The sequence below is a fragment of the Paenibacillus sp. FSL W7-1279 genome, from assembly GCF_037969845.1.
In the GTDB taxonomy this organism is placed as follows: Bacteria; Bacillota; Bacilli; order Paenibacillales; family Paenibacillaceae; genus Paenibacillus_AQ.
In genome coordinates this window covers 3,945,898-3,958,538 of sequence record NZ_CP150215.1, presented here as the reverse complement: position 1 = coordinate 3,958,538, position 12,641 = coordinate 3,945,898, and the positions used below count along the sequence as shown (strand labels likewise).

The window sequence follows — 12,641 nt, the reverse complement described above, 5'->3', positions numbered from 1 at the left end:
GAGTTGAATGACTTGGGAGCAGATGATGCCGCGGCAGCTGCTCCCTTTTCCATTAGAGGTAAGAGGGTAATAAATGAATATATCTATAGTTGGTGTATCATCGTTGTCTTCTTTTCAAATATGATGTTTGTGTATTATCTCTACGAATACATAACTAGGAGTGTGAGAAATGAATATTAAATCACTGCGCTCAGATCATATTTATCAAAAAGTTGCTCAAGCTTCGCCCGAGGAAAAGCTTGAATTGTTCAGAAACGAAATGATGGCTCCCTTTATGAAACAATGGCAGATTCAACAGATTCCTTTTAAAGCTGAAGAGGCGAATGGTTTTGACGTTATTACGTTTAATAGTATGATGCATCGATCCCCAGATCAGATTACCCCTCAGATTTCGGCAGAGATCGAGCTGATTTCGTCCGAATCATTTTGGTTAGAGTGTGAGCATGCTGTGAAGAAAAGCCTGCATCTATTCGCAGAGCATGAAATTAATCTCCCTGTAACCGACTATTTGTTTACGATTCAACTAGGGAATCCGGAAAGCCGTGCTTTAGTAATAAACGAAGGATATAGCGGCTTTGGGGGCATTCCCGGGTTTATCTGGGGTACACTCTTGCCAAACGAGTACACGATTCCTCGAATGAAGGCTTCGCTGGCGCACGAATGCAACCATAATGTGCGTTATCAATTTATTCAGTGGGATCACACCGTTAATTTGGGCGAGCTCATTGTAAGTGAAGGATTAGCTGAGAACTATGCTACGTTCATGTTTGGAGAAGAATTGCTCGGTCCCTGGGTAACGAAAACTAACGCAGAAACGCTTAACACACGCATAAAGCCTGTGCTTAGAGAGAAATTGCAATTAACGGGGTTTGATCAATTTGCTCCTTATCTTTACGGTGACGAGATCGCAAAACTTCAAAACTTTACACCGGTCAACATGCCTTATAGCGCCGGATACGCTTGCGGATATCATTTAATCCAATATTATTTACGAAGAACAGGAAGAACGATTTTCGAGGCCACAATAACGCCTGCTGCTCAAATCCTAGACGAAGTAAAAGAATTTTGGAATGAAGAAACCATGATTAGCTGTTAAAGATATTGTTCAAAATTTTAGCATTTAGCTTCAATACAATTCGTTATCCCATACAACTGTCCGTATCAGGATGAATGGTTGAGAGATCAGCCACTAGAATGAGCGATACGATCAGCATATGCCATGATTCGTATTTCCAATACGTGATCAAGAGGATGTATGTAGGAGGGGGGGATTTGATGGTTGATGTTTTTGCTGTAGCCGATGTCATTGTCAAACATATTAAGACCCATTACCCGCAAGATGTTGCGATTGTCGGATATTACGGATCCTATTTGCAGGGGAGGGCGACAGAGCGATCGGACTTAGACTTTTTCTTCATTCCGGCCACACCTAGAGGAAAACAAGTGGAATTACAGTTTATAATCGACGGTATCAGTTTTGATTTTTGGCCAATTGGATGGGATCGTGCTGAAAGAATGTCAGCTTCCGAAGATTGGAGTACGACCATTATTGCGGATTGTGAACTATTGTATGTGCGTTCCGATGAAGACCTGGCGAAATTCATGAAACTCCGTGAGACCATCTCTTCCATGGGGGAGCCGTCCAACACGTTAACATTGATCAATAGAGCTGAGGTTGTCGTGCGTGATGGTTTTACTAGCTTGATAAAGCTTCGTTTTGCCGGAGACTCCATGGATTTATCCTTTTGTCGGATACTGGCGCAAGAAACTGCCGCTACCATTTTTAAATCTCTTGCGTTGTTAAACCAAACGTACTATACACGCATGTGGGGCCATTATCGCGAGCAAGTCAACAATCTCCCAATTAAGCCAGACCAACTGGATCTCTACCTTGATACAATGATGTTCAGCCATTCTAAAGATGAAATCAAGACTGCTTGCGAGAAACTGACTGTAGACACCCTTCATATAATTTCAGAACGAAGAAACAAGCTCAAAGGATTACGTTCATACCATACTTGGATGAAGGGATACTATGAAGAGGAAAAAGGAATGCTTAACAAGCTCCTAACCGCTTGCGAAAAAGGCCACTATGAAACCGCGTTTTTCGTTGCTACAGGCGTACAAGATGGTTTGGCACGTATTTTGTACGCAGCCGAAACAGGACGCTGGCCTGCCATTTTCGATTTGGGGGAGTATCGGGAATATTATCATCGCTTCAGCTATCCGGATCTCACTGCGCTTCTGGATCCCGAGGATTTCGAACCATTGCGAATAGCTGTCCTGAAGCTGATCGAACAATTAGAGAATCATCTAAGAACAGAAGGTGTATCTTTGAACCAGTTCGACTCAGTTGCTGATTTCGAATCATTTTATGTAAGCAGAATTTGATTACTTGTCGAGACAAGGGCAAGGTTATGGGTGTTTTGAAGTGAGAAACGGAGAGTGAGAAGACGTGACAGTACAATTTCGGCACTATAGGGATGAGAGCGATTACATGACGCTTCGCAAGTTGATCACCCAAAAGTTTGCCGACCCGAATCGCCGGTTTTACCCGAGTCTTGGAGATTTTGACTACAACCGCGCCTTTGGTGGTGATAAGTTCCTTCAAAGCCTGACAATCTGCGAAATTGAAGACGGTACGATCATCGGCGCGATCTGGCCGGGGCATCACCGAATTATTTATATCTTTACCGGGCCTGAATACTTTCACCTGGAAGATGAAATATTCGCCTGGGTGGAAAGACACTACTGCGGTCGTTCGCTTGAAGATCGGAGTGGACTGGAAGTTTATATTTGGGGTTATGTCGAAGATAATCAGCGAGTAGAGACGCTAAAGGCAAGGGGATATGAGCAGCATACATGGTACATGTATTCCGGGGTCATGGATTTGGAAACTGCGAATCACGAGCCTCGTTTTCCCGAGGGGTTCAAGGTTCGTCCAATTGAGACGGATAATTTGGAGCAAAAGATTATGATTATGAGCGGTTCAGCTGGGTTGACTGCGCCGAATATGGATATATACCGCCGTTTGATGTCCTGTCCAACGTACAGTCAGGATTTGGACTTGGTTATAATAGACGAAGCGAATACAGTCGTCGGCTTTGCAAATATCTGGCATGACAGCGAAAACAACATCGCGATTATCGAGCCGTTTGGAACAGCTTCTACCCATCGAAGAAGGGGATTGGGGACAAACCTTTTATACGAGTGTATGCGCAGCTTGAAAGAACTCGGCGTCAGCAAGCTCTACATTAATCATGGAGGAATGTGGACGCTGGATTCTGAACCGGATGACGCGATGCGCGTCTACAAGAGGGTTGGCTTCCAAGACTTTGGGAAAATGTTTGTATGGTGTAAGTCATTCTCATGACAGCTTGATTTAATGGACGGACAGTTGAGCAGATCTCGACTGTCCGTTTATTTTGTGCACCCCGCATGGACGATCGTCAATATGCGGCTTCTCTTTACGCTGTATATATTTTGACAAGAACATATAGACCATGACAACTGCAAGCAAGCATTTTTTTATTTTAAGTAATGGAGGAGCTGGGAGAATACATCCGATGCATTCTCCCGGCTCTACACAAACAAAGAAAGGATATGGAATAAAGCGCTTGCGCCATTCGTAATGTATATATTAAACATATTGAATGAAATGTGGTGATTCGGTTGAGCTCTACGGAAAGAATGCCGTTGTATCAGAGGGTTCAAGAGTATATACGCGACTTGATATCGTCGCAAGTATTGAAGGTTGGAGACCGTATTCCTACGGAAAAAGAACTCATGGAGCGTTTCGGAGTCAGCAAGATTACGGTCGTTAATGCCCTGGCCGGCTTGGTTAACGAAAAAATCATAACCAGAGTGCCCGGAAAGGGGACTTTTGTAAGTGAACCTGAATCTGAAATGTCGGCGACTTCTCCTATAAACGCCGTAAAGTCTATTCATAAAGCTGGCGGAGAAATGGGGACACGGTTAATAGGCCTGATTCTGCCCAGCATTTATGATTATTTTACGATTCGGCTTATACAAGGTATTCAGCAGGCACTCAACGAGAACGATTACCGCTGCGTCATCTATTTATCGGAGGGCAGCCTTGATAAGGAAAAAGAGGCAATCAAGACATGTTGTAAAATCGGAGTGGAAGGGTTACTGATTTTCCCGGTTGACGAGGAATTATTCAACGAGGAAATTCTAAGCATGAAATTTGCGGGGTTTCCGTTCGTTCTCATCGACCGTTACCTTCCAGGGGTCGAAACGCATTATATCGCATCAGACGGCAGGCTTGGCGTTAACATGGCTGTAAACTACCTGTGGGAGCTGGGGCATCGCGAAATCGCCATATGCTCCGATTCCCCCATACAAACCGTTACCGTTCAAGAGCGGATCGACGGATATATGAATGCCTTCAAGGAAAAGGGATCCCTCATTAATCCTGCCCACATCGTGACCGATTTTGAAATCGGAAGTTTGGAGCAAGCTGAAACCCATCCCCTGTACCGCTATATCCAAAATCGAATGGCAACCGCCTATATCACGCTAAATGGAAGTCTTGGCGTGAAAATCTACCAGATTGCGCGTCAAGCTGGATTGAAGGTGCCTGAGGACATTTCCATCATCAGTTTTGATGATCCGACTTCCATCATCGAAGGCTACAGCACGTTTACGCATGTTAAACAGTTTGAACGGGACATGGGCTACCGCGCGGCGTACACGCTGCTTGAAGTCATTAACAGTGATGACGGACAAGACGGAAAATACTTTAAAACCCTCGTGGAGCCGGAATTGGTGATTGGCGAGACGACGGGAAAAAACGTTCTCTTCACTTCATGATATTCCACACCCGCTTACCGCAACTTTCTCTCATGAAATCCTCCCGTAATTAGGTCCTACATCCATAACGAAATTCAGTAGAGGCTCTTCAAACCATTGTATAAATATATATTGAATATAATGTATCCTCGCCAAGGAATAAACGCCTCAAAAATATGGGCGGGAGAAGGGGGCTTACCCCGTTCATTTATAACCTAAAGAACATGAGCCTCCCCTAGGCTAACAGCAGCTTTCTTTTTCATGTACCCCCGATTCATTATTTTAAAGAAATCACCAATACTTTTTTTGACCCGAAGATTACTTTTATCCAAATGAAGAAATTATGGAATGATTCCTACAGTATATTGAATATATTTAAACTATCTTAATGAAACCGCTTGCAGTAAGGAGGGGGAGGCAGTCGCTATATATCGTCGAAATTCGAAAACCGTTGGCAATGGCTCTGTACCTAGGCTATCGGGTATGGATTCGTAAAAATCCGATCCGACGATGATGGAGGAGGTGTTCGGAGAATGGTACCAAAAGGTGTTGTTATCCCTGGATTTGAGCAGTTAAAAAAGAATAAGAAATTAACGAAGATATGGCAATTTAGACATATATATTTATTTTTGCTTCCTGCGATCATCTGGTTTCTGGTGTTTGCTTACTATCCGATGTACGGCATATTAATCGCATTCAAAGATTTCAAATTCAATCTGGGGATCTTGGGGAGTCCGTGGGCAGGCTTTAAATATTTCGAACAGTTTTTAAACGATTCCAGCTTTTACGATGTGCTCCGAAATACGTTATCCATCAGCGCCCTGAAACTAATTTTCGGATTTCCAGCTCCATTGATCCTGGCCTTAATGCTCAATGCCGTCATGCACAAGAGAATCAAAAGAGTGTTTCAGACGATTTCCTATCTGCCGCACTTCGTGTCGTGGGTCGTTGTCGTGACCTTGCTTCAAAAAATCCTGTCTCCGAACGTAGGGCTTATCAATGACATTCGGTACCAAATGGGTTTGGATCCGATCTTTTTCATGGGAAAACCGGAATTATTCTATCCATTGGTCATCATTTCCGACATCTGGAAAGGGGTAGGCTGGGGTTCGATCATTTATTTAGCCGCGTTAACGAATATCGATCCGCATTTGTATGAGGCAGCCGAAATCGACGGGGCTGGAAGGTGGAGCAAACTATTTAAGATCACGCTTCCATGCCTTACTCCAACGATCGGCATATTGCTTATCTTCTCCCTCAGCGGAATACTGAACGCGGGCTTTGATCAAATCTGGCTGATGCAGTCCCCAGCAACATTAAGCGTCTCGGAGATCTTGGACACCTATGTCTTAAAAACAGGCCTCCAACAGGGGCAATTAGCCTATTCCACGGCCATTGGATTATTCAAGTCAGCGATTTCGCTGCTGCTCATTGTTGCTGTCAATAATATATCCAGGCGTGTGAGTAACGTATCGTTATGGTAATCAGCTGGCACTCAAGATGAGGAGGTGTGTGTATGGATGCGAGAAGGCTGACGCCAGCAGATAAATTGTATATGACGCTCAACTATTCGGTGCTGCTTTTATTCTGCGCTACGGCACTTTATCCATTTATCTATTTTCTAGCCCTTTCTTTTAATGACGGCTACGATGCGATGAAGGGTGGAATCTATTTTTTTCCTAGAGTGTTTACACTAGAAAACTATGCAAAAGCTTTTAGCAACTCATTGATCTTAAATTCGTTTTATATTTCCGTAACCCGAACCCTTGTCGTTACGGTTGCCTCCGTATTTTTGACGGCCTTATTAGCCTACGCGCTTTCGCGGAAAGGACTGCCCGGAAGAAAATATATCGTATTCTTCTTTTTCTTTACCACGTTGTTCAGCGGAGGACTTATTCCTACATTTATCCTGTTCCGGCAAATCCACATTCTGGATACGTTTTGGGTGTTGGTGCTGCCGTCCCTATACAATTTCTTCAATGCGATTATCATGAAAACCTTTTTCGACGGGATCCCTGAAGGTCTGTCGGAATCGGCCCGAATCGACGGAGCCAGCGAGTTGTCGGTATTTGCAAGAATCATCCTGCCTCTTTCGATGCCGGTGCTTGCTACCATTGCCTTGTTTGTCGGGGTGGGCGTGTGGAATGACTGGTTTACCGGTCAGTTTTTCATACAGAATGAGAACCTGCAGCCTGCAGCCACGTTCCTGAACAAGATGATCAGCGAAGCGTCCTTCCAGTCGATGACGTCATCGTCGGGTAATAGCGGTTCTGCGATTCAAAACATGACCGAGACGCAGATGGAGCTGCGAGGCGTAACGCCGGAAGCCTTGAGGATGACGTTCGTTATTATTATTACAACCCCGATCATCTGTGTGTATCCATTTCTTCAGAAGTATTTTGTAAAAGGCGTATTGGTAGGTTCTCTGAAGGAGTAGTTGGTATAAAAGGCTAAGCCTCTTATATAAAACTTCCAATGGAAGGGGATTGTAGGATGAGAAAGAACAAGCGCAGGAGTGTTCTTGGCATGATACTAATCGCTTTGCTGCTTTTCGTGACCATGACGGCATGCACGGGAACAGGCGGAGAAAAGGAGGCAGGCTCGGTTGACACGGGTCCGAAGGAGTCAGGTACTGAAGAAATAAAACCGGTAACCTTGACTTTTCTCAGTGCGTGGAACGGCGGCGGAGCCGGTTTCCCGCAGGACCAGGAGAATAATCCCGTAGCCGGGCAGATCAGGGAGAAAACCGGGGTCACGTTAAAACTCGAATCCATCACAACAAGCGAAGTAGAAAAACTAAACACCATATTTGCTTCCGGTACGGTTCCGGATATCGTTAATGCACCTTTCTGGTCTACGACAGGAGGAGAAGGACAAGTCATCAAGAAGGCGGCCACGGAAGGACAGCTTCTGGATTTAACCCCTTATCTCGATAAATACCCGAATGTTAAAAGACTTGTGACAACCGGGATTGCGAAGGATTTTGCCGAGTTCGATCTCAATAGTCCCGAATTTGAAGGCAAGACTTATCTCATTCCTACAGAAACCCCGGACGGAACCCCGGAGAGCATTCATAATTGGAATTACGGCCTTTTTGCCAGGGGAGATATCCTGAAAGCTTTAAATGTAAAAGCGGAGGATATTGATACGCAAGAAGAATTATATGATCTATTGGTCAAGATCCGAGACGGCGGTTTCAAGGATATTGGCGGAAAGCCGGTCATCCCGGCCGGAACCATGTGGAATGGATGGGATTACGGCCAATTCCTTGCCGGGTGGACGGATTACACGATTTCGGACTTCCGTGAAGTGGATGGAAAACTGATTCACTGGACGCAAACGAAGGATCATGAAGCCAGGTTGTTATACATGAGGAAGTTATTAACGGAAGGTTTGTTTGATCTTGAAGCCTTCAACAATACGAGTACAACAGCGAATGAAAAGCTGACGACGGGCAAGCTTGCCATATTCGGAGCCCAGCCGATGTTAGCTGATTTACAAAAAACGCTGTATAAGACGAATCCGGAAATGCAATATGAACTACTCGGGCCGATGAAGAATAAGAGCGGAAACATTCGAACGCAAGTGGAAAAGCCCGGTCGTTCCGGCTTCCCTGTCCTATTCTTAAGCGCGGACATCAAAGATCCGGATGCGGCATTGCGGTACATTGATTATGTCAACAGCGAAGAAGGCCGATTGCTTGCGAATTTCGGGATCGAAGGAACACACTACAACATGGAAAACGGGATACCCCAGTGGATTGCTGATGTAAAAAAACAATTTGATGACAACCCGGATCTGAAAAGAGACGCAGGACTCAATTATCTTCCGGGAAGGTTCATCGGCGCCTTCTCGTCTGAAGTCACCTGGCCTACGCCTGAAGATCAAAAAACGGAGTGGCAAAAGCTGGAGGAGAGTTTCTCTGCAAGAATGCCGATCAAAATCATAGACAAAGTAAGCGCAAGCTACCTTGCCAGAGAGTGGCCTAAATATCAGGAATATATCGATAAAACCAGCAGTTTGAATTTCGATGAAGAATTTAAGAAAGCATTTTTTGCAGCGTCCGACGAAGAGGCTCTAAATATGCTTCATAGTGTTCAGGAAAAATTTAGAGCGGCCGGCGTGGAGGAAATGGCGGAGTTCGTGGCTCAAAAAGCTGCAGAACGGGATGATGTAGGGTTCTAGTGAAGGAAGTTTGTGGGATGGTGTGGGTGATGTCACTCCATCCCCATTCATTTCTAACCTTATTTTTACCTACCTCCCTTTGAAGAGAACTCATATCTAGTGAAAAATATAAACGTTGGAGGGAAGACGCATGTTGAACGTTGCGATGCTAAGTAAGTGGCATGTGCATGCAGAGGATTACGCAAGAAAGCTGCAATCTCACGGTAACGTGAAGCTCACGGCCGTATGGGACGAACAGCCTGAACGCGGAAGCGAATGGGCTGCCCGCTTGGGAGTGGATTTTGAAGCAGATTTGGATGCGCTGCTGCAGCGGGAAGACATTGATGGCGTCGTGGTGGATGCCCCTACAAGCATGCACGCAGACGTCATGGTGGCTGCCGCTGAGGCCGGCAAACACATCTTTACCGAGAAAGCCATGGCTCTTACTGTTGAAGAATGCGATCGGATCTCTGCGGCGGTACGCAAAGCAGGCGTCAAGTTCTGCATTTCTTTTCCCGCCCGTACAAGGCCGCATCAATTGTTTGCGAAGCAGCTGATCGATGACCATGTATTAGGGGACATTACGCTGCTGCGTATTCGTAACGGTCACGACGGTGCTTTGAATAATTGGCTCCCCGATTACTGGTATGATGAGAAGCAAACCGGGGGCGGAGCCATGATGGATTTGGGCTGTCATCCGATGTACATCGCCAGTTGGCTGCTCGGTAAACCCAAAAGAATCACATCCATGTTTCATTACTTCACCAATCGGGCAGTGGAGGATAACGCACAATGCTCCATTGAGTTCGTCAACAATGCGGTCGCTCTGGTCGAAACCAGCCTTGTGACGTACAGAACCCCTTCTGCCCTTGAGATTTACGGTACGGAGGGCACTTTGATGATCTCAGACGATACCGTTCGAGTCATCTCGAAGAAGCTCGAGTTACCTTTTTCCGGATGGATCTCACCCGCTCAACTCCCTAAAGGGCAGCCCCTTCCGATTATCCAGTGGGCGGATGCATTGATTCACGACAAGCCGATGCCCTTCGGACTGGAGGACGGGACGAAATTGACGGAGCTATTGGAAGCGGCATACATCGCGCATAAGGAAAATCGAACGGTAGAGTTCAAATAACGCGGGGGAGGGAATACGATGAGGACCGTAAAAGTAGGGATTATCGGTTGCGGGATGATTGCGGGCGGGAAGCATATGCCGTGTTTGTCCAAGTTAGATAACGTACAGATGGTGGCCTTCTGCGATTTGAAGCCGGAACGAGCCGAAGAAGCCGCCCAAAAGTACGGCACGCCAGACGCAAAGGTATTTACAAATTATAAGGATCTGCTTGCCATGGAAGAGATTGAGGTCGTCCATGTGCTAACACCGAACAGCTCGCACGCAGCGATTTCCATTGATGCGCTTGAAAGCGGCAAACATGTCATGTGCGAAAAACCAATGGCCGTCACAGGTGCGGAGGCCAAAGCGATGTACGAAGCCCACTTGCGAACAGGCAAGAAGCTAACCGTCGGGTACCAGAATCGCTCCAACGCCAAGAGTCAACTGCTAAAAAAGATGATCTCCGATGGGGAGCTTGGAGATATCTATTTTGCAAAAGCGGTCGCTACCCGAAGACGAGGCGTGCCGACATGGGGCGTGTTTCTGGATAAAGAGAAGCAGGGGGGCGGTCCTATGATTGATATAGGAACCCACTCCCTGGATCTGATCCTATGGTTGATGGATAACTATGAACCGGAGAGTGTCGTCGGTAGTACCTTCCATAAGCTGAAGTTTACCGAAAATGCCGCGAACGAATGGGGATCCTGGGATCCGAGCGAATTCGAGGTCGAAGATTCGGCGTTCGGGTATGTGAAATTTAAAAATGGTGCGACGGTCATCATTGAAACCAGTTGGGCCCTCAACCTTGCGGAAAGCGGCGGCAACCTGCTGTGCGGAACGAAGGGCGGGGCGGATTTTGCCAAAAATGAACTGCGGATCAACGGCGAGCGGGACGGAAGCTTGTTCCTCAATAAAATCGAGGTGAATCCGAATGCAAGAGACCTTTTCAGGGGAGAAGAGATGACCGATTTCGAATATGAAGCCAAACAATGGATTCACAGTATCGTGAACAATACCGAACCCTTGGTTAAACCAAGAGAAGCGATGATTGTTTCACAAATATTAGAGGCGGTGTATATATCCGCAGATACAGGAAAAACCGTTTATTTTGATAAGGATTAAGGATGTGAAATAAAGAGCACTTTTCCGTGGTGCTTTCCCTTCATGATAGATAGTGAAAAAAAGAGTCCATCTGTCGGGGGACAAAAACATCTTCCCATTGAAAGTCGCTAATTAAGCGGCTTTTTTGTTTTATCCCGAAAAGGACGAGAACATGTTCCGATTACCGGATAGACGATATCTAACCATTCTCCAATCGCGATTTCATTAAGCTAGCTGGCAGGAAGAGGTAATAAATGAATAAATCCATAGTCCACCTTTCATCGTTGGCTTCTTTTCCAATATGATTATGCATAGGCGTTCCCATGTTAAAAAAACGATTGGAGGACTTCGTATTGAACGAAATAAAAGCTGAAACTCTAACACAGGTTTTAAACAAAATGCTCGGTACAAAAATAATCTGCACCGATTTCCAAACCAAACCGTTACATGGCGGTACAGTGGGTAATGTACAGCTTGTTACGGGTAATGTCAAAACCACTGACGGTGAGACATTACCCTATAAAATCGTATTAAAAACGCAGAAGAAATGGGAGCGCTACAACGATCCCGATTCATGGCGTAGGGAATATGATTTGTATAAATCCAATTTCGGCGCGCTGTTCTCTGAATCATTCCGTTGGCCTGAATGCTATCACGTCGAAATGAACGAAGAAGAAAACGAAACGCAGATATGGATGGAATATATCGACGGCATATCGGGTTTAGATTTGACCGGCGATATGTATGAACGCGCAGCCGAGGAATTAGGACGGTTCCAAGGCAAGTTATATGCCGAACAGCCAGCTGTTTTACAGAGCTTGACCAACCTGAGCAAAGCGGACTATATGAAAAATTTCTATCTTCATTATCGGTCATGGAATAGAGTATACGATTATATACGCTCCGACGAATGCAAAATCCCGAAATACCTATGCCAAATGCTCATCGATATTGATGAAAACGCAGACGAAATATGGAGCCGTATTGAAAAGCTCCCCATCGTGCTGTGCCACAGGGATTTTTGGGTAGCAAACATATTCTATTCAGACGGCAAAACCATACTCATGGACTGGGATACCGCGGGGTGGGGCTATTTAGGTGAAGATATGGCAAGCCTTATCGCAGACGAAGCCGATGTTGAAGACATGGTTGAATACTACCGTAGATGTATCCCGGCGTATTACAAGGGCTTTTCGGAATATGCGGATATTTCACACATAACGGATAACTGCGTTTATGAGTTGATCCTACTTATGTTCGGGTACAGGCTTGTAGAGTGGTATATGGACGCAGGATCAGGTAACAAACTCCAAGAAACGGACGATGAAAGAACACTGCACATCCATACCCTGCAAAAAATCTTTGAGATAAGGAATGAACAGTGATTCCTCCGACAAAAATGTCGTAGGACAACAAAAGCTCTTCATTGGTCGAACCAGGCGCTTAGACG

10 protein-coding genes are annotated in these 12,641 nt (G+C 45.5%); all 10 read left to right on the top strand.

The window, feature by feature from the left end:
• Nucleotides 1-169 precede the first annotated feature (169 nt).
• The 10 genes from MKY82_RS17530 to MKY82_RS17485 all read left to right on the top strand — a co-directional run bounded on the left by MKY82_RS17530 (nt 170) and on the right by MKY82_RS17485 (nt 12,576).
• Nucleotides 170-1,096 carry a DUF2268 domain-containing protein gene (locus tag MKY82_RS17530; RefSeq protein ID WP_339293964.1) on the top strand — a complete coding sequence of 309 codons (927 nt, stop codon included), beginning with the start codon at nt 170-172 and terminating at the stop codon, nt 1,094-1,096.
• A gap of 179 nt (nt 1,097-1,275) precedes the next feature.
• A complete protein-coding gene (locus tag MKY82_RS17525) occupies nt 1,276-2,391 on the top strand; it encodes a hypothetical protein (protein ID WP_339296686.1) in 1,116 nt (371 codons plus the stop codon).
• A gap of 64 nt (nt 2,392-2,455) precedes the next feature.
• Complete coding sequence (locus tag MKY82_RS17520) at nt 2,456-3,373, top strand: GNAT family N-acetyltransferase (RefSeq protein ID WP_339293963.1); 918 nt, start codon at nt 2,456-2,458, stop codon at nt 3,371-3,373.
• Nucleotides 3,374-3,690: 317 nt separating this feature from the next.
• Complete coding sequence (locus MKY82_RS17515) at nt 3,691-4,833, top strand: GntR family transcriptional regulator (RefSeq protein ID WP_194542919.1); 1,143 nt, start codon at nt 3,691-3,693, stop codon at nt 4,831-4,833.
• A 512-nt stretch (nt 4,834-5,345) separates the two neighbouring features.
• Complete coding sequence (locus MKY82_RS17510; RefSeq protein WP_113059358.1) at nt 5,346-6,296, top strand: ABC transporter permease subunit; 951 nt, start codon at nt 5,346-5,348, stop codon at nt 6,294-6,296.
• 32 nt (nt 6,297-6,328) lie between these two features.
• Complete coding sequence (locus MKY82_RS17505) at nt 6,329-7,249, top strand: carbohydrate ABC transporter permease (protein ID WP_194542918.1); 921 nt, start codon at nt 6,329-6,331, stop codon at nt 7,247-7,249.
• A gap of 56 nt (nt 7,250-7,305) precedes the next feature.
• Complete coding sequence (locus tag MKY82_RS17500; protein ID WP_339293962.1) at nt 7,306-8,997, top strand: extracellular solute-binding protein; 1,692 nt, start codon at nt 7,306-7,308, stop codon at nt 8,995-8,997.
• A gap of 130 nt (nt 8,998-9,127) precedes the next feature.
• A complete protein-coding gene (locus MKY82_RS17495) occupies nt 9,128-10,111 on the top strand; it encodes a Gfo/Idh/MocA family oxidoreductase (protein WP_339293961.1) in 984 nt (327 codons plus the stop codon).
• 18 nt (nt 10,112-10,129) lie between these two features.
• Nucleotides 10,130-11,212 (top strand): Gfo/Idh/MocA family oxidoreductase, encoded by a 1,083-nt coding sequence (locus MKY82_RS17490; RefSeq protein WP_339293960.1) that lies wholly within the window; start codon nt 10,130-10,132, stop codon nt 11,210-11,212.
• A 377-nt stretch (nt 11,213-11,589) separates the two neighbouring features.
• Nucleotides 11,590-12,576, top strand: a complete 987-nt coding sequence (locus MKY82_RS17485; RefSeq protein ID WP_339296685.1) for an aminoglycoside phosphotransferase family protein — start codon at nt 11,590-11,592, stop codon at nt 12,574-12,576.
• Nucleotides 12,577-12,641: the final 65 nt, after the last annotated feature.

Coding starts and splice junctions, on each gene's coding strand:
- MKY82_RS17495 (WP_339293961.1), top strand. CDS start 9,128: ATGTTGAACGTTGCGATGCTAAGTAAGTGGCATGTGCATGCAGAGGAT.
- MKY82_RS17510 (WP_113059358.1), top strand. CDS start 5,346: ATGGTACCAAAAGGTGTTGTTATCCCTGGATTTGAGCAGTTAAAAAAG.
- MKY82_RS17485 (WP_339296685.1), top strand. CDS start 11,590: ATGCTCGGTACAAAAATAATCTGCACCGATTTCCAAACCAAACCGTTA.
- MKY82_RS17525 (WP_339296686.1), top strand. CDS start 1,276: ATGGTTGATGTTTTTGCTGTAGCCGATGTCATTGTCAAACATATTAAG.
- MKY82_RS17490 (WP_339293960.1), top strand. CDS start 10,130: ATGAGGACCGTAAAAGTAGGGATTATCGGTTGCGGGATGATTGCGGGC.
- MKY82_RS17500 (WP_339293962.1), top strand. CDS start 7,306: ATGAGAAAGAACAAGCGCAGGAGTGTTCTTGGCATGATACTAATCGCT.
- MKY82_RS17505 (WP_194542918.1), top strand. CDS start 6,329: ATGGATGCGAGAAGGCTGACGCCAGCAGATAAATTGTATATGACGCTC.
- MKY82_RS17530 (WP_339293964.1), top strand. CDS start 170: ATGAATATTAAATCACTGCGCTCAGATCATATTTATCAAAAAGTTGCT.
- MKY82_RS17515 (WP_194542919.1), top strand. CDS start 3,691: ATGCCGTTGTATCAGAGGGTTCAAGAGTATATACGCGACTTGATATCG.